Source organism: Bradyrhizobium sp. Leo78 (assembly GCF_059512425.1).
The window spans coordinates 1-20,222 of the sequence record NZ_JCAMOT010000040.1 but is presented as its reverse complement, the minus strand read 5'-3'; the positions used below and the strand labels follow the sequence as shown (position 1 = coordinate 20,222).

Sequence of the window (20,222 nt, the reverse complement as noted above, 5' to 3'; positions counted from 1 at the left end):
TGCCCTTAGCTGGTCTGCGCAGATTCGCCGGTCGCTTCAAATCCTTCACCACTTGCAAAGATGCACTTAGTGCACATTTAGGGAACCACACCCCGATTCGACCAGGAGATATAAGCATGAGCGGCTGGAGCACTGCAGACATTCCACCCCAGACCGGCAAAACCGCCGTGATCACCGGCGCCACCGGCGGGCTCGGCTATGAGACCGCGCTGGCGCTGGCGGGCGCCGGCGCGACCGTGGTTCTGACCGGCCGCAACGACATCAAGGGCAGGCACGCGCTCGAGCGCATCCGTGCGCAATATCCGAAGGCCGACGTCAGCTACGAGACGCTCGATCTGGCGAGCCTTGCCTCGGTCGCCGACTTTGCCGGGCGCTTTGCCATCAGCCGTCCTTCGGTCGATCTCCTCATCAACAATGCCGGCGTGATGGCGCTGCCGAAGCGGCGGACGACGCAGGACGGTTTCGAGATGCAGCTCGGCATCAATTATCTCGGCCATTACGCGCTCACCGCGCGCCTGCTGCCGCAGCTTCGCCGCGGCCTTAAGCCCCGGGTCGTCAATCTCTCGAGTCTGGCGCACCGCTCCGGCGCGATCGATTTCGCTGACCTGCAGGCGGAGCGGTCCTATCGCCCGTGGCGCGCCTACTGCCAGTCGAAGCTGGCGATGCTGATATTTGCGCTCGAATTGCAGCGCCGCAGCGACGCCGCCGGCTGGGGCCTGATGAGCAATGCCGCCCATCCCGGCTATGCGCGCACCGACCTGATCCCGAATGGCCCGGGCACGAGGAGCCTATCGTCGTATTTCAGCCGCTTGCTGCAACCCTATGCCAGCCAGTCCGCCGCGGCCGGTGCGTTGCCGACATTATTTGCCGCGACCTCGCCGGCCGCCGAGCCCGGCGGCTATTATGGCCCGAACTGGTTCTACGAGTTGAAGGGCCCGCCGGTCGAGGCGAAGATCATGCCGCAGGCGAAGGATGCCGCGGTCGCGGCGATGCTGTGGGAGGCCTCGGCGACGCTAACCGGGGTCTCCTTCGACCAGTTCGCGGCGGCCGCCTGAAAAGCCTACGGAATTGCCCTAAATTTCAACACTTTTGCGGTAGCCCCTTGCTTCGATAGGTTTTTCGCGGATCAGAGCAAGAGGCAGCATGGATCGCATCCGAATCGTCGGCGGCAACGAGCTCAACGGCACCATCTCGATATCCGGCGCGAAGAATGCCGCGCTGCCTCTGATGATCGCGGCGCTCCTCACAAAGGAGACGCTGATCCTCGACAACGTGCCGCGGCTTGCCGACGTCGCGCAGCTCCAGCGCATCCTCGGCAATCACGGCGTCGACATCATGTCCGCGGGCAAGCGGCCCGGCGACCGCGAGTACCAGGGCCAGACCCTGCACATCTCGGCCGCCGACATTATCGACACCACCGCGCCGTATGATTTGGTGTCGCGGATGCGCGCCAGCTTCTGGGTGATCGCGCCGCTGATTGCGCGCATGCATGAGGCGAGGGTGTCGCTGCCGGGCGGCTGCGCCATCGGCACCCGGCCGGTCGACCTCCTGATCATGGCGCTGGAGAAGCTCGGAGCGGAGATCTCGATCGACGGCGGCTATGTGGTCGCGAAAGCGCCTGGTGGCCTGCGCGGCGCCGACATCGCTTTCCCCAAGGTCACGGTGAGCGGCACCCATGTCGCGCTGATGGCGGCGACGCTTGCCAAGGGGACCAGCGTCATCACCAACGCCGCCTGCGAGCCTGAAATCGCCGATGTTGCCGCCTGCCTGAACAAGATGGGCGGGCGCATCACCGGCGCCGGCACGCCCTGCATCATCGTCGAGGGTGTCGCCAGCCTCCACGGCGCGCGCCACACCGTGCTGCCGGATCGCATCGAGGCCGGCACCTATGCGATGGCGGTCGCGATGACCGGCGGCGAGGTGCAGTTGTCCGGCGCACGGCCGGAATTGCTGCAATCGGCGCTCGATGTACTCTGCGAAGCCGGCGCCACCGTCAGCGTCAACAATGACGGCATCCGCATCGGCCGCAACGGCGCCGGCCTTCGCCCGGTCAAGGTCACGACCGCGCCGTTCCCCGGCTTCCCGACCGATCTGCAGGCGCAACTGATGGCCCTGATGACCTGCGCCGATGGCGCGTCCGTGATCACCGAGACGATCTTCGAGAACCGCTTCATGCATGTGCAGGAACTGGCGCGGTTCGGCGCCAGGATATCGCTGGACGGCGAGACCGCCACGATAAGCGGCACCGACAGATTGCGCGGCGCGCCGGTCATGGCGACGGACCTGCGCGCGTCCGTCTCACTGGTCATCGCCGGCCTTGCCGCCGAGGGCGAGACCATGGTCAACCGCGTCTACCATCTCGATCGCGGCTTCGAGCGGCTGGAGGAGAAATTGTCGGCCTGCGGCGCGTCGATCGAGCGCATCAGGGACTGATATCGGGGGAACCGGTTCTGATCCAGGAGATTGCTTTCGGCATGATACCGCCCGCGCCGCTCAAACTGATCGCGCTCGATGCCGACGATCTGGCCGTGATCTCGGCGCATGTGCAGGATGCCCACGTGCAGGCCTCCGACATCGTTTGGCGTCAGGGCGAGAAGCGGCTCGTGGTCGGCATGTCCAGGCTCGACTGGGAGCAGACGCTGTCGGGCGAAACCGCCTCGCGCCGGCTGATCGCGGCGCTGCGCTTCGACCGCGTGCTTGCCTGCAAGTCACGCAAGATCAACCTGGAGGCGCCGGACGCCACCCTGGAACTGCTGGGCATCGAGTTTCACCAGGGCGCCGCCCCCGGCGGCAGCGCGCTGCTCCTGTTCAGCCAGGGCGCCACGCTCCGGCTCGACGTCGAATGCCTGGAATGCGAATTGACCGATCTCGGCCCCGACGACCTCGGCACCGCGCCGGCAGTCCCGGAGCTGCCGTAGGGTGGGCAAAGCGAAGCGTGCCCACCACCACGAGCGGAATGCTTAATGGTGGGCACGCTGCGCTTTGCCCACCCTACGGGCCCGGGCCCCTTTGTCCGCCATCGAGGGTTGACGGCCCCTATCCGCCGCGCCATTGAGCAGGGACCCTGAATCCAAATTCAAGAACGCCCCCATGCCCCTCCGCCTGGACCGAAGCAGCGCCGATTTCGAGCAGCGTTTTGCCGCCTTCCTTGCCGCCAAGCGCGAGGTGTCGGCCGATGTCGAGCGCGCCACGCGGGCGATCGTCGACGATGTGGTGGCGCGGGGCGATGCCGCGCTGATCGAGGCGACCCGCAAATTCGACCGGCTCGAGCTCGACGCCGCCGGCCTGCGCGTCACCGCGGCGGAGATCGATGCCGCGGTGACGGCCTGCGATGCCGCCACGGTCGACGCGCTCAAGCTCGCCCGCGATCGCATCGAGAGCTTCCATCAGCGCCAGATGCCGAAGGACGAGCGCTTTGTCGACCCGCTCGGCGTCGAGCTCGGCTGGCGCTGGAGCGCGGTCGAGGCCGTCGGGCTTTACGTGCCCGGCGGCACCGCGGCCTACCCGTCCTCGGTGCTGATGAACGCGGTGCCGGCCAAGGTTGCCGGCGTCCCGCGCGTGGTGATGGTGGTGCCGGCGCCCGACGGCAGGCTCAACCCGCTGGTGCTGGCGGCCGCCCATCTCGGCGGCGTCTCCGAGATCTATCGCGTCGGCGGCGCGCAGGCAGTGGCGGCGCTCGCCTATGGCACGGCCACGATCGCGCCCGTTGCAAAAATCGTCGGCCCCGGCAACGCGTATGTTGCCGCTGCCAAACGGCTGGTGTTCGGCAAGGTCGGCATCGACATGATCGCTGGCCCATCCGAAGTGCTTGTCATCGCCGACGACACCGGCAATGCCGACTGGATCGCCGCCGATCTGCTGGCGCAGGCCGAGCATGATACGAGCGCGCAATCGATCCTGATCACCGATTCTGCGCGGCTCGCCGCCGATGTCGAGCGTGCGGTGGAAGCGCAGCTCGCAACCCTGCCGCGCGCGGAAATCGCACGCGCCTCGTGGAATGATTTCGGCGCGATCATCCTGGTGAAAAAGCTCGACGATGCGGTGGCGCTCGCGAATGCGATCGCGGCCGAGCATCTTGAGGTTATGACTGCCGATGCGGAGGCGTTCGCGGCCAAGGTCCGCAACGCCGGCGCGATCTTCTTGGGCCCGCATACGCCGGAAGCGATTGGCGACTATGTCGGCGGCTCCAACCATGTGCTGCCGACCGCGCGCTCGGCGCGGTTCTCCTCCGGCCTCGGCGTGCTCGACTTCATGAAGCGGACCTCGATCCTGAAATGCGGCCCCGACCAGTTGCGCGCGCTGGGGCCGGCCGCGATGACTCTCGGCAAGGCCGAGGGGCTGGATGCCCATTCCCGTTCCGTCGGATTGCGCCTCAATCTCTCATGAACAAGCCGCCCACTGAGGAGGACCCCAACAATCGCATCGTCGCGGTGACGCTCGATGAGGAATCGATCGGGCGTTCCGGGCCGGATATCGAGCATGAGCGCGCGATCGCAATCTACGATTTGATCGAGCAGAACCTGTTCGCGCCGGCCGGCGCGGAGAGCGGGCCGTACACGCTGCACATCGCCATCACCGGCAACCGTCTGATGTTCGACATCCGGCGGGAGGACGGCACGCCTGTCGTGGCGCATCTGTTGTCGCTGACGCCGTTCCGGCGGATCGTGAAGGACTATTTCATGATCTGCGACAGCTACTACCAGGCGATCCGCACCGCGACGCCGGACAAGATCGAGGCCATCGACATGGGCCGCCGCGGCATCCATGACGAGGGCTCGCGCACGCTGCAGGAGCGGCTGAAGGGCAAGGTGCGGGTCGATTTCGAGACCGCGCGGCGGCTGTTCACGCTGATCTGCGTCCTCCACTGGAAGGGGCAGGACGCATGAGGCGCGCGCGGCCGCAATCCAACAAAGCTTGAGCGATGGGGGCGCCGCCCGCGCGCAATCCGCAGGCCGTATTGTTCGCATGCGGCCAGAACAGCGTGCGCTCGCCGATGGCGGCGAGCCTGCTGCAGCAGATGTTCCCGCAAGGGCTTTATGTGCGCTCCGCCGGCGTGAAAAAGGGCGAGCTCGATCCGTTCGCAGTCGCCGTGATGGGCGAACTCGGCCAGGATATCTCCGCCCACAAGCCGATCACCTTCGACGAGCTCGAGGATTGGGAAGGGCTGAACTTCGACCTCATCGTCACGTTGTCCCCGGAAGCCCACCACAAGGCGCTGGAGCTGACCCGCACGCTCGCCGCGGACGTCGAATACTGGCCGACCCACGACCCGACCGGCACCGAAGGCAACCGCGAGCAGAAACTGCAGGCCTATCGCGAAGTCTGCGACGGTCTCCTGACCCGCATCCGCCGCCGTTTTGCCAAGGCGGGTGCCACGAACGAGTAGGCGTATAATTGCCCACGTCGCTGCCACACACTCCGGCCTCTCCCTGCAAGGGAGAGGCCGGATTGCATCGCCAGATCCAATCCGGGTGAGGGTCCCCGGTCTATCGAGAGACGAGCGCACGCGGAGCCAACCCCTCACCCAATCGAGTCCGCGTCCACCACCTGAGCCGCCCTCTCCCACAAGGGGCGAGGGCACATCAACTCCCACGGCAACCTTCTCCCCTTGTGGGAGAAGATGGCGCGAAGCGCCGGATGGGCGATTCTCTCCGCACGCACAGGACGGCAGTCAGATGTCATCGTTGGCCGCGCGCTCACGGTTGCCCCCTTGTCGCTTCCCTGACAAAGAGCTGTGCTTATGGGGCGCGTATCCTCCTGATGGAAATGATTCGCAGCCGGGTTCCACGGTTGTGAAACAAGGCCCCTTCCGATAGGTTCCGCGCGCGCTTACCCACCCAATCCTGCTTCTTCCAAGAGCCTGCATGCTTGGCCGTCCCAAACTCGTTCTTGCTTCCGGCTCGCCGCGGCGGCTGGCCCTGCTCAACCAGGCCGGCATCGAGCCGGATGCGCTGCGTCCGGCCGATGTCGACGAGACCCCGCGGCGGGGCGAGCTGCCGCGCGCCTGCGCCAATCGTCTGGCGCGGGCCAAGGCCGAAGCGGCGCTGAAATCGGTGCAGCTCGACGACGACATCCGCGGCTCCTTCATCCTGGCCGCCGACACCGTGGTCGCGGTCGGCCGCCGCATCCTCCCCAAGGCCGAGTTGGTGGATGAGGCCGCGCAGTGCCTGAGACTGCTGTCGGGCCGTAACCACCGCGTCTACACCGCGATTTGCGTCGTGACCCCGAGGGAAGCGTTCCGTCAGCGGCTGGTCGAAACCCGCGTGCGTTTCAAGCGTTTGAGTGAGGATGACATCCAGGCCTATATCGGTTCGGGCGAATGGCGCAGCAAAGCTGGCGGCTACGCCGTGCAGGGCATCGCCGGCTCCTTCGTGGTCAAGATGGTCGGTTCCTACAGCAATGTCGTGGGCCTGCCGCTCTATGAAACGGTCACGCTGCTCGGCGGCGAAGGTTTTCCGATCCGATACGGCTGGCTGAACACCGCTACGGTTGGTTGAATGCCGGAACAGCGAAAACAGGCGGGCGCCGCGGAGGCGCCTGCGAAGGCCGAGAAGCCGTCCAGACCGTGCCCGATCTGCGGCAAGCCCGCCGAGCATGCGTTCCGCCCGTTCTGTTCCGCCCGCTGCCGTGACGTCGACCTCAACCGCTGGCTCTCCGGCACCTACATCGTCCCCGGCCGTGACGACCAGGCCGAGGAGGAATAGGTTAGATTTACCAATAAGTTGTGGAAAAGGCCGGTTCGATCAGAATCCCTCCGCCAGGCCGGGCTCGCCGCGCGGTAGCCAAAGGCGAAGGCGGGTGGACAGCGGCCCTCCACCCCACTATAACCCGCCCGCTCGCTCGGCCTTTCCGGCCGTCTCGCGACCTGCCCAGGTAGCTCAGTTGGTAGAGCATGCGACTGAAAATCGCAGTGTCGGTGGTTCGATTCCGCCCCTGGGCACCAACGCTCCCACCGACATTTTATTGGGGTGGGGCTGCATCAGGGCGGCTAGGCGCCCGCGAACTTCGAAATGGATCGGATCGCCAGGCCTGATCCGCGGCGCGACGACGATGCTGTCAGTGAGTTCGCGCAGCTTGAGGCATGCAGCTTTGGCATCGGCAGCCGAAAGCGCTTTCGCGAGCTGCTCCACCAGATCGAGATAGACGGCGATAGTCGCCGGATGCAGGGTGATGACGTTCGCCTCGGTCGCCCGATCGATTTTGATCTAATAGAGCAGCTTGCGTTGCCCTTCCACTTGCAACATCCCGACGCCCGATCTGCTCGCCTGCGTCAAAGCATCTTCGGGGGCAAATGCGGGCGTCGCATTTCTTCGCGCCATTGGTGCCGTTGAGGGTCATCGGCGGTCGATCAGGCGGCCAAGGCTTCGGACCGGGTTCGAAATACCACCGCGGTTGCCTACGCGATAATGCCAGAGCTGACGAGAAGAGGGCGCTGATCAGGTCGTTGCGGCCGGACCTATGGCAGCCGCCTTCGGATGAACAGTCCCCGTCGGCAGCACCGGCTTTCATTTCCAGGCAGCGCGGGGCCGCGGCGCTTTAAATTGCCTGTCACGCTGGCGACCCTTGAGCTGACCGCAAATCGCATTTCGCCGCTCATTCACCACCTTGATTGCGTCGGGTGACCGCAGGCGATGGTTGGCGGTGGAATCTTATGTTTCCTCCTCCGCCTGTTCGATCGCTGCAGGCATTTTAGCCACTGACATCAACGTGCGGGCGACCTGATTGAGCAATTGATCGGCGTTCTCTTCCTCCGCCAAGGACTTCGAGAGTAGCGCGACTATGGCGCTGTGCCGCAGTTGCTGAGCGAGGTTCTTTGCGGTGGTATAGGCCGACATCTCGTAATGTTCCACGCGCTGAGCCGCACCGATGAGTGCCAAGTCCGCGAGCGCGTCCTCCTTTTTCTCACCCTCGTCCATGACTTCCTGGCCTTCCTCGACTAGGCCCATCATGCCTTTGCAGGCCTTCGCTCGTGCGGTCTCCCCGAGCAGCGAGAAGCACTCGTTGAGCCGCTCAATCTGTTCTTCCGTCTCCATCAAGTGCTGCTCGAAAAGTTCTCGCAGGCGATCGAATCGGGCCGCCTTCGCCATTTTGGGAAGAGCCTTGGTGAGCTGCTTCTCCGCGTGCAGAATGTCTCGCAGTTCATGGACAAGCAGCTCGCTCACGCCCTCAGGGGCCGTCGGGGGGGAACTCTCGGTCTTGATCACGGTGGCCGTTTCGCCGTTACCTTCGGGGAGCAGGGCCGGAGAGGCCATGAATTCCCAATCGCCGCCTTCATTCCAAGGCCCGCGAGTATCGATCTCGCCTTCATCTCCAGCACCGGTCGAATCGTTGAAGAACTGATTCACGAGGCCCGGGGTCGGCGGGATCTTGCCAATCGAGAACGCGGGCTTCTTCATGCTCTCAAGCGCGGCAGCAAAGGCCTTCATGTGCGTGATTTCGCGAGTCATCAGGAACTGCAGTGCGTCCTTGCTGCCCGCATCGTCGCAAAAGTTGATCAATCGTTCATAGACGATCTTCGCGCGCGCCTCGGCCGCAATGTTGCTGCGGAGATCAACGTCCAATTCGCCGGTGATCTTCAGATAATCCGCCGTCCAGGGATTTCCCTGCGAATTGAACAGATTGACGCCTCCACCGCCTGCGATCGCGATCAATGGATCGGCCTCAGCCTTCTCACGATCGAACTTCGTCGGTTTAAGATGCATACGGGCGAGACAGCCGACGATCTCGAGATGACTTAATTCCTCCGTGCCGATGTCCATCAGCAGGTCCTTGCGATCCGGGTCTTCGCAGTTGAGCCCCTGGATCGAGTATTGCATCGCCGCCGCCAGCTCTCCATTCGCTCCTCCAAATTGCTCGAGAAGCATATTGCCGAACCGAGGGTCGGGCTCGTCAACGCGCACGGTATACATGAGCTTCTTGACGTGATGATACATGATGGGCCTCGCCGGATGCTGAAACACCTGCCCACAACTCTCCAGATTGAAGGACGTTCCTGAGTTCTCAATGCCAGCAATCCGAATGCTGCGCGAAAGGACGCTCACATAGTCAAGGCCCAATGAGAGGGCTACCAGATCGAAGGGCGCTGTATCATCAGCCAGAAAATGCCCATCACGGCGCCGAATGCCGGAAAGCCAAAGCTAAACCAGGCCCAGAACAGCCTATGATATCGCGAAGGCAGCGGCTTTCGTTCAGCTGCCGAGGCAGTCGCCAGGTTGCGCAGTTGCATCTGAATCCAGACCACTGGAAGCCAGAAGGCGCCCGTCACGAGATACAGGACTATCGATAGCACAATCCAGCTCTCGGTCAGCGAATATCCAGCCTCGTGCGCGAGCGCGATTCCGGTCAAGGGTTGTGCCACCACGGCCGTTGCCGTGAACAGGAAATCAGCGAGGACGACAATGCGAGCGATCGCCGCGACAATCACAGGGTCTCCGGTCAAGTGCGCGCGGAGCATGAAAAAAGCGATGCCGGCTCCAGTACCCAACAAAACCGCGGCTCCGATGAGGTGAATATATTTCAAAAGGAAATAGATCATTATCTTTCATCCACGATCGCAAGCGCGACCAGATGCAGCACGAAGATCGGAATGATCTTCAAGAGGGGACCAAGAGGCTCGATCCATAGCTCGGGCTGGAGAATGGTGCCGGACACCGCGTAGAACGCCGAAAGCGCCATCGCGCCGTAGAGTCCCTGCCGCGTGAGGGGGCGCCAAGCGATGCAGAGGCCGACAGCAATATCTGCAAGCGCGCCGGCAACCACCGATGGTACGGACAGCAGACCTGCCCCGGTGCCGCGCATCAGCTCCACCCCGCTCGGGTAACCTACCGTCAGTGAGATCACGCCGGTACAGATCCAGAAGAAAGACAAGACAATGAAAATGATCGCCTTGAGCAGATAAAGTCGGGCAAACCATTTTTCCTGGATGGTTGCGGGTTCGGCCGCCAGCGCCTGCGCCAGTGATCGAGGCGGGATGCCGGTGATCGAGATCCACCCCTGCGGGTCTCCCACGGCCCCTCTCGCAATTTCGCGCGCGGCATTGGTTCGTACCGGCGGCCGCCAACCCAGCGCTCCCGCAACATCGCCGAGCCAGTAGGTGAGCTTCGACAACGGATGCGGAATTACGAACGAGCGGGCCGACGGCCAATCGTACCAGTTACGGTATCGCGCAATGATCTCTCCCATCTGCAGTCTTTCGGGGCCGGCGAGCTCGAGCGCCAAGCGGGCCGGAGCATTTTCTTTGAGAAAGAACAAGACGGTATCAACGACGTCGTCCAGCTGCACCACCTGAAGGGGCCGTGTATCGGGCATCAGCGGGACCCAAGGCAGACTGGCAAGTGAGCGGATCAAGGCGCTTGCGCCGAATGCTGGACGACCAAGGACCACCGATGGCCTGAGAATAACCCAATCGAGCTCCGTTGCCATCAAACGGCGATCGCCCTCGTACTTCGTTGAAGAAAAGGGCGATGGCTGCGCGCGATCGACGCCGATCGCAGAAAAATGGATAACGCGACGGACGCCACTTTTCTCACAGGCATCGAACAGGGCGCCAACTCCGGCTGCATGAACGCCCTCGGTATCCTCGCGCCTACCATCCTGCAGGACGCCTGCGCAATTCACGACTGCATCTATGTCCCTGAGAACTGACAGCCAGTCTTCCCGTTTTCGGGTGGATGCAATATCCAGCGTCACCCATTCAGCTATCGGCAATTGATGAGTTGCATGGCGAGCGAGCCCAATCACCTGATGCCCCTCGTGTGCGAGACGAGTCGCGACCGCAGATCCAATCAGACCCGTCGCACCTGAGACCACAATCCTCATTGGTTCTTTCAGCAGGTTTGCCGCCTGCTGCTCCAGGCACTTCACCAAGTCCAAGCCACACGTCAGCTCTCCGCCACGTTCTGCTCTCCAGGCCGCGCGCAAGCTGCCCTATCCAGACTGGTCCGCGAAGCGCCGGAACGTTCAGGAGCAGAGATTCCTGATGTCGAGTTCATCCCGGAAGATTGTTTGGTGGCTCCTTTAGCTTGTCCAATTGTTCGGCTTCCGTCCGCAATTCCAGTTCCGCACGGCGCCAAAACTCCTCATCCCTGCCTTCGGGTCTCCCCGCAGCTTCCCATAGTCGATGCGCACGAACTCGGATTTCGTGGTCATTCGGATCCGCCATGGCTTGTCGCGCTCCGCTCAGGAGGGGGCCATTCCGCCCCACTGCTCGATCGGGCATTCCACCGCGGGATCGCCGTCGAGGTAGCACCTTGTCATCGGATGAAAATACGGATGACCGCCGAGTGTTCCCGAAGCTTCAGTCAGGCCGCTGATCTCGCGCGGCTCTGGCCCAGCCGCCTAGTGGGAGATCGAGGGCTTTCGTTGAATGCACCGTCTGACCCTATACTGGGAGGTGCAGGTGCGGCGCGACCTGAATGTTCTTCATCATCGCGAGACCAACAAAGGTTAGCTTTCCTCACCAGAAAAGCCCAACCATAGCAACCATGTAGGCGAGCAGCAGTTGAGCTTTCGAATGTGCCTCCGGCGCGAGAAATTGTTGCCATCTCGCTGATCGCATTCGCGAGTGAGGAGACATTGGAGAGAGGCAGGTGATGCGAAGACTATGACAAACTTCCTGAAACTTCCCACTTGGGCCGATAAAGCGCATGCCCTCGCGTGCCAAGGAGGAGCTTGCGCATTTCTTTCAAGCGACGGATGCGTTCGAGCCGAAAGTGGTTGAGTTTTTGAGTTGGCGTGGTCCCGATGACGCGATCAAGAGGATAAGACGCCTTTGCCGTCAAAGATCGGCCCCGGGCTCAGAGCTTCGGTGCAGATCCTTCTAGGAACAACCGCTATCTAGGTAGGTTTGTGACTAACATTCTCCGAAGAAAGGAAACGTCTATGGCTACGACAGCACGAGGTATCTTCATTGTAGGCCTGCGCAATGCGCACGCGATGGAGATCCAGGCAAGGGAGCTGCTGGAGCGGCAGTCGGAGCGGCTCGACGAATATCCGGAAGTCAAATCCAGGGTAACCAGCCACCTCGATGAGACCAATGAGCAGCTCCGTCGGTTGGAGCAGTGCCTGGAGACCTGCGGCGAAAGCACGTCGACCCTGAAGGATACGGCCCAGTCTTTCATGGCCAATATGATGGCGATGGGCCATTCGATGGCAGGTGATGAAATCCTGAAGAACACCTTTGCCAATGACGCATTCGAGCATTACGAGATCGCGGCATATAAATCACTTTTGGCACTTTGCGGGGCCGCGGGAGCTGATGCGGCCCGTCCACTGCTGGAAGCCTCCCTCAAGGAAGAGGAGCGGATGGCGGACTGGGTCGAGGGGAATGTCGAGAAGGTCACGATGCAATATGTCCACATTCAGGAGCGCCAGGCGGCTTGAGCCGCGGCCATGACTCTCAGCCGACCGGGCCGACGAAGATTGGCGACCCGAGGTTCGCGATCGCTGCGCAATACTCCTCGTCCAGGCAAGGAGCGGCCAAATGGACGCACGACACAACACAGTCCGGCAGGAGTCATCCGTGGAAGCCGGAAGCGGGCCTAAATATCACACTTACGCGAGTGCGGCGGTGATCGGTGCCTTGATCCTTGCAGCAACGGCGCTCGTGAACCGGCAACTAGCGGCGAATGCGGAGCAAGAAAATCCACCGGCGGGCGGGTTTCTCGAGATAGATGGCGTGCGGCTACACTATCTGGAGCGCGGCGCGGGCGATGTACTTGTGCTGCTCCACGGCAACGGCAGCATGATCGCCGATTTCGAAACAAGTGGCCTTTTGCAATTGGCGTCACAAACCTACCGCGTCATCGCGTTCGACCGCCCGGGATTCGGGCATACTAAGCGGCCACGCGGCGTTGTGTGGACCCCCGAAGCACAAGCCGAGCTCATTCAGAAGGCACTCGGAAGGTTGGGCATCTCTAATCCAGTGGTACTTGGACATTCATGGGGAGCTTCAGTGGCGGTAGCCCTTGCGCTGAAATTTCCCGATGCAGTCCGGGCGCTAGTGCTGGCTTCAGGATACTATTATCCGACCCCGCGGCTTGACGTCATGGTTAAGTCTCCGCCAGCCCTGCCCGTCATCGGAAGCGTCCTAAGCCATACCCTCTCGCCCGTTCTCAGTCGGTTGATGTGGCCGCTTCTAACGAGGAAGATATTCGCACCCGCACCGGTGCCGCCGAAGTTCAGGTACTTTCCCAAAGAGATGGCAATGCGGCCTTCTCAGATCCGAGCGGGTGCGGGAGAGGCGGCTTTGATGATTCCCGACGCCATCGTGTTCCGCAGGCAATATTCTGAACTCAAGATGCCCGTCGTGATCATTGCAGGCGAGGGCGATCGAGTTGCCAATATCGACGAACAATCGGCCCGGCTTCATCATGAGATAGCCCACAGTACCTTTCACCGGGTGAAGGGTGCGGGCCACATGGTGCATCAGAGCGCCCCTGATCAGGTCATGATCGCCATTGGCGAAGCAACGACGCTTAGCTCGAAGCGCAGCGACAAGGCGACCTCTCTTCAACAGGCGGGGTAGCGAGCCATTTGCGAGGAAATCGAGCCGAGCTGATCAACGGCTCGCGTTCTCAGGCGACCAAACGCCCCTGACATTGTAACTCGCGAGGCCGTGGTCGATCGCACGTGTGATGTTTCAGCCATCTTAACATACTTGAATGTAGCTCTGAAGCTCCCGCGATTAACTTTCGATCATGGAAGCCAAGCGCAAGCGCAATCGAGCCAAGCAGACCATTTCGCTCCAGGAGCGGCTGATCAGCTCGGCGCTCGCGGTCGCGCGAAATGTCTGTCGCCCGGCGCGGAGCGGGAAAAGCTGCTCCGGCAAGCGCGGCAAGCCGAGCGCGCTGGCGAGCTGAATGCGGTCCTTAGTTTGGGTCCATCGAAATAAGAGACGTGCAGGTGGATTTTCGCGAGCTCAAGGGCGGAGCATGGGCGAGTTTGCTGAACGTGTTCAAGCGAACATGGACATTGTCCTAGATGAGGTCTGCGCTGAGTGGCCGAATGGCGGCGACCACGAGAGCCGAAAATATATCGCCGAGCAACTCATCCAGGCCGCGCGCGGGGGCCAAACGACTCTCGGAGCGCTGACATACGTGGGCCGTCGAGCCCTCGTTCATTTCAACAACAAGCCGAAATCAGCCTGACGCGCTCGCACGTGGGGATGGTGCGGATAGCTCCGCCCCGGCAATGGCCGCGCGAGGGCGCCAACTCTTCTCTTTTGATCCCGAGGGAAATTGAATGTCCTCTCAAATATGTACAAGAAGGTATGTAACCTGCTGATAGGCACCCGCACCAATGAAGATGGCACAGACGGTTGGCGCCTGATCCCCAGGGATGCCCAAGTCCTGCATATCGATATTTCGCCAGAGGAGATCGGCCGCAACCATCAATCCGTGCGACTGCTAGGCGACGCGCGGGAGACACTGAATGCATTGACCGATGCACTTGCAGGCAGGGCGCTGAATCCTTCCCGCAGCCAGGCCGAGCTCGAGCGGTTCATCGCCGGAGCATGGGAGGCTTTCGAACGCGATCGTGCGCCCTGGCTGACCGACGCCTCACCGATTCGCCCGGAGCGGACTCTTGCTGCCATTCAGCGTCGCCTTGGTCCAGACACCATCGTCGTGTCCGACGCAAGCTACGCTTCGAACTGGATCGTGGGCCAGCTTCGCACATCGCATCCGAGAACGCGCATCATCTCTCCGCGTGGCCTGGCAGGATTGGGCTGGGGACTGCCCCTTGCACTTGGCGCAAAGCTCGCGCGACCTGCGAGCGAAGTCATCGCCGTCGTCGGCGATGGCGGTTTCGGTCATGCCTGGGCAGAAATGGAGACCGCCGTGCGCAGCGATGTACCAGTTACCGTCGTCGTACTCAACAATGGCGTCCTCGGCTATCAAAAGGATGCCGAGAAGGTGAAGTTCGGTCGCTATACTTCATCCGCCCATTTACGGCAGGTGGATCATGCTCTCATCGCACGCGCGGTCGGCGCCCAAGGCCGTCCTGTCATGGACCCGCGCGATCTCGACGCCGCCCTGGCCGAAGCGGCCAAGGCGCCGATGCTCAACCTGCTGGACATCATCACCGATCCCGGCGCGCATCCGCCAGTATCGCTGTATGAAGGCACGCTTGACCGTATGGGAGGTGATCGGATCGTTCAGGATCCCGTGCCGTAGTTGTGATATCGCGCTGTCACCCTCCGCGCCCCACCTCCGGCGTTATGGCCTAAGGATTCCAGCCGCCACTGCCGTATGGGCGCGTGATGATTTCGAGCAGATGCCCGTTCAGCTCTTCGAAATAGAGGCCGCGTCCGCCGTCGTGATCGTTGATCTCACTTGGTTTGCGCCGCGCGGGATCCGCCCAGTAGGTCAGCTTCCGCTTGCGAATCCGATCAAAGATCGCGTCGAACTCGGCGTCACCGACCAGGAAAGCATAGTGCTGACGCGCGAGCTCTCCTTGGATCTCCATATAGTCGAGATTGGCCTCGTTCTCGGTGGTGACGATGTAGAACGGTCCCCAGCGCCGCGGCGCCGGCAGCCCCAGCATCTCGGCCAGGAAATCGGCCGATGCCTTGCTGTCGCGAGCCGACAGAATCGTATGATTGAATTGGATAGCCATATTCGGATCTCCGCAGCCATAGGTGAAATCAAAACGAGCCGCGCATGGAGGTGGTTCCCGTTCCAATGCGCGGGGGGGGGCGTCATGACTGCAGCGAGACGGCGCCGGTGTGCTGACCGCCTACGAAGAGCATCTTATTGCTTATCCAAGGTGCTCGACACTCGCGCGGATGACCGTGCGACGAAACCCGTCTTCTGCCGGACAAATCGTTCGGTGCGACAGTAAGTCATTGATTGTTCTCGACCCATCAGCGGCTCTATCGGAGCTCGCGATCGCGCGATACCCGTCTCCGAAGCACATCGGTCCGACTGGTTCCTGGAGCACCTCCCTTAACTTGGGCGCGAACAAACGTCGAGCGCACCCCGATCAGAACTAACTCGAGAACCCGACCCGCAAGTTAGGAGGCTGTGCGAGGAAGGAGAGTGACAGTGCGATCACTTCTATCCCTCCTGGAAGCGAACATGTCGCCGTGACGGAACTCCACTCAGGCGGAGCGACCAAATTTTTGCAGGCGCTCTCCGTCAGGCCCTCATTTGGTCACTTGCACACGTCGCGTCTTAGGCATTAGGCGTTCGAGCGAGGTTGCGACGGCGTCAAAACTGCTTCCCAGAGCGAGATACGGTTGAGCGTCGGCTTGCGCTAGGACCAGTTTGCCTACCGGCCGTTCGAAGTGCCGGAGGCGCTGACGTGCCTGCTTGCGTCAGGAGCCATGCACGAAATGCCGAGAGCAGGGGATTGTCGGCTTTCTCTTCCGGGCAGGCGAAATAGTACGAGCCGGCGCTTCTCAACGTGAGGCTCGACAGCACCTTCAGCTTGCCGGAGGCCAACTGGTCGGAAATCAGGAATTCAGGAAGCAGCGCCACGCCAAGACCGGAGTTCGCTGCGCTGATCAAAGTGGATTGAATATCGAAGCGTGGCCCGCGGATCACATTCGTGCCGCCAAGTTCCGCAGCATCGAACCAGCGACGCCATGCATCGGGTCGCGACACCAGATGCAGAAGCCGCAATTCGGCAATCTCACTCGCTCGCAGTTCGGCGCGCTTGCCGATAAGCTTCGGCGATCCGACCGGCAGAAGAACTTCGTCGAACAGATAGTCCGCTTGCGTGCCGGGCCAGTCGGGCTCACCGAAGTATAGCGCACCATCGAGAGCGGTCTCGCTGAAGAAGAAGCGCGTGTTGCGCGCACTCACGTTGACGGCAATGCCGGGATTCCGAGCATAGAAGTCCGGCAGGCGCGGAATGAGCCATTCGGTGCCGACGGTGGGCAGCGCCGCGATGTCCAGAACCGTGCCGTCGGCCTCGTAGCCCATGATCTCGAGTGTATCGCGCTCGATCCGCTCGATCGTCTGCGCTACACGGGTGCTGTAAGCTGTTCCGGCACGCGTCAGGGTGATCCGCTTCTTGATCCGGTGGAAGAGTCTGACGCCGAGTTGCGCCTCCAGCTGCGCGATCTGGCGCGAGACCGCACTTTCGCTCAGCGCGAGTTCGCTGGCGGCACGCGTGACGCTGAGGTGCTTGGCAGCCGCGCTGAAGGCCATCAGCGCGCCGAGGCTAGGTATTCTGCGTCGCATAGTTCATTCCAAAAACGCAAGATATCCGCAGATTAAATTGTTTGCATGCCTAAACGTAAGGCAACAAACTGGTGCGGATGATTAGAGCCTATTGAGCTGCGGCCTTCATCAAGGCCGCGCCCCTCAATGGCGTTGGGAATCTCAGCTGCAGCGCCAGCCACCCTGCAGGCGCTTCAAAGATCAATTTCAAGGGGCATATCCGTGGCGGTCAACAAATTGCATCACGAGTTCCATACGCTCGACATGGAGAGCGGCTGGCCGGCGATCTGATCGTTGGCAATGACGTGAACGGGCAAGGCGGCACGCCGTTTGCTGGATACGCTCGAAAGTTCTGCAAGAGGTCTTGATACAATGAGTAATGCGAAGCCTCCCGTCATCATCGCTGGGGCAGGGCCGGTAGGCATGGTGGCAGCGGCAGATATGGTGCGACAGAACATCCCGGTTCTGGTGCTGGAGAAGAACGACCAACTCAGCAGCGAGTCGCGCGCATCGACGTTCCATCCGCCCACGCTGGACATGCTCGATGATCTCGGTTTCGCCAGCACCCTGATTGCGCAGGGCCTGAAGGCGCCGACTGTTCAATACAGTTCGTCCGAAGACGGCGTGCTCGGGACGTTCGACTTCGCGGCGATTTCCGATCTGGTGCGGCACCCGTTCCGCCTGCAGGCCGAGCAGTTCAAGCTGACGCGCATCATTTTGGATGCTTTGTCCGGCAACCCGCTGTTCTCGATCGCGTTCGGCAGCGAGGTCAAATCCGTCGAGCAGACGAGCGATGCCGTCAAGGTCGTGGTCGGGGCGCAGGGACGCGACACCATACGTGAATGTGCCTGGCTGATCGGCGCCGATGGCGCGAACAGCATCGTACGCCGCAGCCAGGACATCAAATTCGAGGGCTTCACCTGGCCCGAGCGCTTTCTGGTGATGACAACTCCGGTCGATTTCACGGTGCTTCGTCCGGGTGTGTCGTCGGTCAGCTACGTCGCCGATCCCGAGCGCTGGTACTTCCTTCTCCGTATCCTCGGAGCGTGGCGCGTGATGATGCCGGTGGCTACGGAAATCTCCGATGCCGAGGCGCTCTCCGAAGACTATGTGACGGCGTCGATCCGGCGGATCGTTCCCGCCGAGATGGATGCCCCCATCCTCCACACGACGTTGTACCGTGTGCATCAGCGCGTCGCCGCGAACTTCCGGAAAGGTCGCACCTTCCTGGTTGGCGACGCCGCCCATATCAACAATCCGCTCGGCGGCATGGGCATGAATGGCGGCATTCACGACGCATTGAACCTGACGGCGAAGTTGGGTTCGGTCATCAATGGTACGGCCAATGAGCGCGTTCTCGCCGACTACGATCTGCAGCGTCGTACGGTCACGATGCAGGCCATTCAGGGCGATACCATTCGCAACAAGAAGAATCTCGAGGCGAAAGATGAAGCTGACCGCGCGCGTTTCCGCGACGACATTCGCGCCGCGGCCGCCGATCCGGAAAAGGGACGAGCGCTCCTGCGCCGAATTGCAATGCTGGACTCGCTCGAGCGGGCAGCTTCGCTGCATGTCGCCGCGGCCGACCAGGGGTGATCACCAATTCCCTCTTGGACGATGTCGACGGTAACCGGCTTGTCGGCCGGGCAAGAACCACGTCAGTGGAGGCACCAGTGAACTTGGAGGAGTCAATGCCATGGTTCGCCAAGATGTCATGCAGGATGTTCAGAATGCGAAGCAATGATCGACCGATGAAGTGGGCGACGTTTATTTTGGCGGCACTGCTATCGCTAGCATCCTTCGAGGTGCCCGGCGCGGCAGCGGCTGGATTCCCTGAAAAGATGATTACGATTGTCGTCCCGTATCCTGCCGGAAGCACCGCCGACGCGATTCCACGATTGGTGGGTCCGTTGATGTCCAAGTCGCTCGGTGTTCCGGTGATTATCGAAAATCGCGGCGGCGCAAACGGCTCGATCGGGGCGGTTCGCGTCGCTTCGTCACCAGCGGATGGCCACACCATTCTGCTTGCGACGACTGGCATGCTTACGATCAACCAATGGATCTATGAAAAGCCGACGTACAATCCTGAAAAGGATTTCACGCCGATCACCAATGGCGCTTCGACGCCGAACATCATCGTCGTCAATCCGTCGGTCAAGGCAAGCTCGCTGAAGGAGTTGGTAGCGCTGGCCAAAGCTGAGCCGGGCAAGCTGACATTTGGTTCGGCCGGCAATGGGAGCACGAGCCACCTGTGTGGGGAGACGTTGAAGGTGCTCGAAGGCATTGATGCCGTTCACATACCGTACCAAGGAGCAGCTCCGGCACTCCAGGATGTTGTCGGTGGTCAGGTTTCTATGATGTGCGACAACCTGTCGAATGTCGTCCAGCAGGTGCAGAGCGGAGCGCTGAGGCCGATTGTCGTGACCGCGCTTGAACGAAGCAAGCAGCTAACAGATGTGCCGACGTCCCCGGAAGCAGGATCACCTGATCTCCTCGCAGGCAACTGGTACGGCTTTGTTGCTCCATCGGCGACCCCAAAGGACGTGATCGAGAAGCTCAACAAGTGCATCGTGGAGGCCTTGCGAGATTCGACCGTCTCAGCTCGTCTGGAAAGCCTTGGTTTGACCGTGATCGCCGATGAGCCCGCCAAGTTCGGAGAAACCATCGCAAGGGATTCTGCGCGGATGGAAAATATCGTGAAGCGTGCAAAAGCAAAGGTTTTCAACTGACGCTGTCGATCAGAAGGCACCGATGATCGCGCTGAGAAGCACTTGCAGCACGAAGACGTAGGCCGCCGCTACGGCACCCAACGCCTGCAACCCGCCTCTCGCCCACAGAAACGTGTATGTGCGCAAACCGCTTTGGGTGCCTCTGCCCAAAGCTATGGGTGCTTGAAGCGGATAGGGACGACCCTTGTATGCGGGTGGTGAGAGCTGTCCTCAAAGGCCGCCTCTGGTCGCACTCTCGAATGGCGACGAGATGGTGCCCCTGGCCGATAATTGCCTAGAGCCATAACCACTTGAATTTGAAGCCACTTTTGTCGGCGATTGTTGCCGA

The 20,222-nt window shown here is 61.7% G+C and carries 20 protein-coding genes, 1 tRNA gene and 1 pseudogene; 16 read left to right on the top strand and 6 right to left on the bottom strand.

The genetic code is table 11. The features are described from left to right. The first annotated feature begins 116 nt into the window (after positions 1-116). From AC5ZG1_RS34670 to AC5ZG1_RS34620, 11 genes and pseudogenes are all read left to right on the top strand, one after another. A complete protein-coding gene (locus tag AC5ZG1_RS34670; protein WP_496135538.1) occupies positions 117-1,055 on the top strand; it encodes an SDR family oxidoreductase in 939 nt (312 codons plus the stop codon). Between the two features lie 88 nt (positions 1,056-1,143). Beyond that, positions 1,144-2,433 (top strand): UDP-N-acetylglucosamine 1-carboxyvinyltransferase, encoded by a 1,290-nt coding sequence (murA, locus tag AC5ZG1_RS34665; RefSeq protein ID WP_496135537.1) that lies wholly within the window; start codon positions 1,144-1,146, stop codon positions 2,431-2,433. A gap of 41 nt (positions 2,434-2,474) precedes the next feature. Continuing rightward, complete coding sequence (locus AC5ZG1_RS34660; RefSeq protein WP_028164427.1) at positions 2,475-2,918, top strand: DUF2948 family protein; 444 nt, start codon at positions 2,475-2,477, stop codon at positions 2,916-2,918. A 172-nt stretch (positions 2,919-3,090) separates the two neighbouring features. Further along, the gene (gene hisD / locus AC5ZG1_RS34655; RefSeq protein ID WP_496135536.1) at positions 3,091-4,386 is read left to right on the top strand and encodes a histidinol dehydrogenase; all 1,296 of its coding nucleotides are present in this window, start codon (positions 3,091-3,093) and stop codon (positions 4,384-4,386) included. Next, positions 4,383-4,886, top strand: a complete 504-nt coding sequence (locus AC5ZG1_RS34650; RefSeq protein ID WP_028164429.1) for a UPF0262 family protein — start codon at positions 4,383-4,385, stop codon at positions 4,884-4,886. Before hisD ends, AC5ZG1_RS34650 begins: the two co-directional genes overlap by 4 nt. 35 nt (positions 4,887-4,921) lie before the next feature. Further along, positions 4,922-5,386: an arsenate-mycothiol transferase ArsC gene (locus AC5ZG1_RS34645; RefSeq protein WP_028164430.1), complete on the top strand. Its 465-nt coding sequence runs from the start codon at positions 4,922-4,924 to the stop codon at positions 5,384-5,386. A 478-nt stretch (positions 5,387-5,864) separates the two neighbouring features. Further along, positions 5,865-6,497, top strand: a complete 633-nt coding sequence (locus tag AC5ZG1_RS34640; protein ID WP_028164431.1) for a Maf-like protein — start codon at positions 5,865-5,867, stop codon at positions 6,495-6,497. Continuing rightward, positions 6,498-6,704, top strand: coding sequence for a DNA gyrase inhibitor YacG (gene yacG, locus AC5ZG1_RS34635; RefSeq protein ID WP_130229817.1), 207 nt, complete (start codon positions 6,498-6,500; stop codon positions 6,702-6,704). Positions 6,705-6,867: 163 nt separating this feature from the next. Then, positions 6,868-6,943 (top strand) — tRNA-Phe (locus AC5ZG1_RS34630). Between the two features lie 67 nt (positions 6,944-7,010). Next, a complete protein-coding gene (locus AC5ZG1_RS34625; RefSeq protein ID WP_496135535.1) occupies positions 7,011-7,331 on the top strand; it encodes a hypothetical protein in 321 nt (106 codons plus the stop codon). A gap of 180 nt (positions 7,332-7,511) precedes the next feature. Further along, a pseudogene (locus AC5ZG1_RS34620) lies at positions 7,512-7,622 on the top strand (metallophosphoesterase family protein); the annotation flags it as partial. 27 nt (positions 7,623-7,649) lie between these two features. On the opposite strand, the gene AC5ZG1_RS34615 reads toward AC5ZG1_RS34620, so the two are convergent. The 4 genes from AC5ZG1_RS34615 to AC5ZG1_RS34600 form a co-directional block, all read right to left on the bottom strand. Further along, positions 7,650-8,933: a DUF892 family protein gene (locus AC5ZG1_RS34615; RefSeq protein WP_130229815.1), complete on the bottom strand. Its 1,284-nt coding sequence runs from the start codon at positions 8,931-8,933 to the stop codon at positions 7,650-7,652. Between the two features lie 131 nt (positions 8,934-9,064). Further along, positions 9,065-9,535: a DUF2269 family protein gene (locus AC5ZG1_RS34610; RefSeq protein ID WP_496135534.1), complete on the bottom strand. Its 471-nt coding sequence runs from the start codon at positions 9,533-9,535 to the stop codon at positions 9,065-9,067. Then, complete coding sequence (locus tag AC5ZG1_RS34605) at positions 9,535-10,818, bottom strand: SDR family oxidoreductase (RefSeq protein WP_496135560.1); 1,284 nt, start codon at positions 10,816-10,818, stop codon at positions 9,535-9,537. Before AC5ZG1_RS34605 ends, AC5ZG1_RS34610 begins: the two co-directional genes overlap by 1 nt. Positions 10,819-10,987: 169 nt before the next feature. Beyond that, entirely contained in the window at positions 10,988-11,161 is a 174-nt protein-coding gene (locus AC5ZG1_RS34600) for a DUF2934 domain-containing protein (RefSeq protein ID WP_080663739.1), read from the bottom strand. Positions 11,162-11,880: 719 nt separating this feature from the next. Between AC5ZG1_RS34600 and AC5ZG1_RS34595 the strand changes: the two genes are divergently transcribed. The 3 genes from AC5ZG1_RS34595 to AC5ZG1_RS34585 all read left to right on the top strand — a co-directional run bounded on the left by AC5ZG1_RS34595 (position 11,881) and on the right by AC5ZG1_RS34585 (position 15,173). Further along, positions 11,881-12,381: a ferritin-like domain-containing protein gene (locus AC5ZG1_RS34595; protein ID WP_496135533.1), complete on the top strand. Its 501-nt coding sequence runs from the start codon at positions 11,881-11,883 to the stop codon at positions 12,379-12,381. A gap of 100 nt (positions 12,382-12,481) precedes the next feature. Then, positions 12,482-13,525 carry an alpha/beta fold hydrolase gene (locus tag AC5ZG1_RS34590; RefSeq protein WP_496135532.1) on the top strand — a complete coding sequence of 348 codons (1,044 nt, stop codon included), beginning with the start codon at positions 12,482-12,484 and terminating at the stop codon, positions 13,523-13,525. A gap of 712 nt (positions 13,526-14,237) precedes the next feature. Then, positions 14,238-15,173 (top strand): thiamine pyrophosphate-dependent enzyme, encoded by a 936-nt coding sequence (locus AC5ZG1_RS34585; RefSeq protein ID WP_496135531.1) that lies wholly within the window; start codon positions 14,238-14,240, stop codon positions 15,171-15,173. A 49-nt stretch (positions 15,174-15,222) separates the two neighbouring features. Here the strand turns inward: AC5ZG1_RS34585 and AC5ZG1_RS34580 are convergent, their stop codons facing one another. Continuing rightward, positions 15,223-15,615 carry a VOC family protein gene (locus AC5ZG1_RS34580; RefSeq protein WP_496135530.1) on the bottom strand — a complete coding sequence of 131 codons (393 nt, stop codon included), beginning with the start codon at positions 15,613-15,615 and terminating at the stop codon, positions 15,223-15,225. Positions 15,616-16,208: 593 nt separating this feature from the next. After that, positions 16,209-17,186 carry a LysR substrate-binding domain-containing protein gene (locus tag AC5ZG1_RS34575; RefSeq protein ID WP_496135529.1) on the bottom strand — a complete coding sequence of 326 codons (978 nt, stop codon included), beginning with the start codon at positions 17,184-17,186 and terminating at the stop codon, positions 16,209-16,211. A gap of 351 nt (positions 17,187-17,537) precedes the next feature. Here AC5ZG1_RS34575 and AC5ZG1_RS34570 point away from each other — a divergent pair, with 351 nt between their 5' ends. Both AC5ZG1_RS34570 and AC5ZG1_RS34565 read left to right on the top strand, forming a co-directional pair. Then, a complete protein-coding gene (locus tag AC5ZG1_RS34570; RefSeq protein ID WP_496135528.1) occupies positions 17,538-18,761 on the top strand; it encodes an FAD-dependent oxidoreductase in 1,224 nt (407 codons plus the stop codon). A 134-nt stretch (positions 18,762-18,895) separates the two neighbouring features. Continuing rightward, positions 18,896-19,894 (top strand): Bug family tripartite tricarboxylate transporter substrate binding protein, encoded by a 999-nt coding sequence (locus AC5ZG1_RS34565; RefSeq protein ID WP_496135527.1) that lies wholly within the window; start codon positions 18,896-18,898, stop codon positions 19,892-19,894. Positions 19,895-20,222: the final 328 nt, after the last annotated feature.

Bases quoted from the DNA above. Each gene is read 5' to 3' on its own strand.
- hisD (WP_496135536.1), top strand. From the start codon at position 3,091: ATGCCCCTCCGCCTGGACCGAAGCAGCGCCGATTTCGAGCAGCGTTTT.
- AC5ZG1_RS34625 (WP_496135535.1), top strand. From the start codon at position 7,011: ATGGATCGGATCGCCAGGCCTGATCCGCGGCGCGACGACGATGCTGTC.
- AC5ZG1_RS34645 (WP_028164430.1), top strand. From the start codon at position 4,922: ATGGGGGCGCCGCCCGCGCGCAATCCGCAGGCCGTATTGTTCGCATGC.
- AC5ZG1_RS34670 (WP_496135538.1), top strand. From the start codon at position 117: ATGAGCGGCTGGAGCACTGCAGACATTCCACCCCAGACCGGCAAAACC.
- AC5ZG1_RS34640 (WP_028164431.1), top strand. From the start codon at position 5,865: ATGCTTGGCCGTCCCAAACTCGTTCTTGCTTCCGGCTCGCCGCGGCGG.
- AC5ZG1_RS34610 (WP_496135534.1), bottom strand. From the start codon at position 9,535: ATGATCTATTTCCTTTTGAAATATATTCACCTCATCGGAGCCGCGGTT.
- AC5ZG1_RS34575 (WP_496135529.1), bottom strand. From the start codon at position 17,186: ATGCGACGCAGAATACCTAGCCTCGGCGCGCTGATGGCCTTCAGCGCG.
- AC5ZG1_RS34570 (WP_496135528.1), top strand. From the start codon at position 17,538: ATGAGTAATGCGAAGCCTCCCGTCATCATCGCTGGGGCAGGGCCGGTA.
- AC5ZG1_RS34660 (WP_028164427.1), top strand. From the start codon at position 2,475: ATGATACCGCCCGCGCCGCTCAAACTGATCGCGCTCGATGCCGACGAT.
- AC5ZG1_RS34615 (WP_130229815.1), bottom strand. From the start codon at position 8,933: ATGTATCATCACGTCAAGAAGCTCATGTATACCGTGCGCGTTGACGAG.
- AC5ZG1_RS34590 (WP_496135532.1), top strand. From the start codon at position 12,482: ATGGACGCACGACACAACACAGTCCGGCAGGAGTCATCCGTGGAAGCC.
- AC5ZG1_RS34580 (WP_496135530.1), bottom strand. From the start codon at position 15,615: ATGGCTATCCAATTCAATCATACGATTCTGTCGGCTCGCGACAGCAAG.
- AC5ZG1_RS34600 (WP_080663739.1), bottom strand. From the start codon at position 11,161: ATGGCGGATCCGAATGACCACGAAATCCGAGTTCGTGCGCATCGACTA.
- murA (WP_496135537.1), top strand. From the start codon at position 1,144: ATGGATCGCATCCGAATCGTCGGCGGCAACGAGCTCAACGGCACCATC.
- AC5ZG1_RS34595 (WP_496135533.1), top strand. From the start codon at position 11,881: ATGGCTACGACAGCACGAGGTATCTTCATTGTAGGCCTGCGCAATGCG.
- AC5ZG1_RS34605 (WP_496135560.1), bottom strand. From the start codon at position 10,818: ATGAGGATTGTGGTCTCAGGTGCGACGGGTCTGATTGGATCTGCGGTC.
- AC5ZG1_RS34650 (WP_028164429.1), top strand. From the start codon at position 4,383: ATGAACAAGCCGCCCACTGAGGAGGACCCCAACAATCGCATCGTCGCG.
- AC5ZG1_RS34565 (WP_496135527.1), top strand. From the start codon at position 18,896: ATGCGAAGCAATGATCGACCGATGAAGTGGGCGACGTTTATTTTGGCG.
- yacG (WP_130229817.1), top strand. From the start codon at position 6,498: ATGCCGGAACAGCGAAAACAGGCGGGCGCCGCGGAGGCGCCTGCGAAG.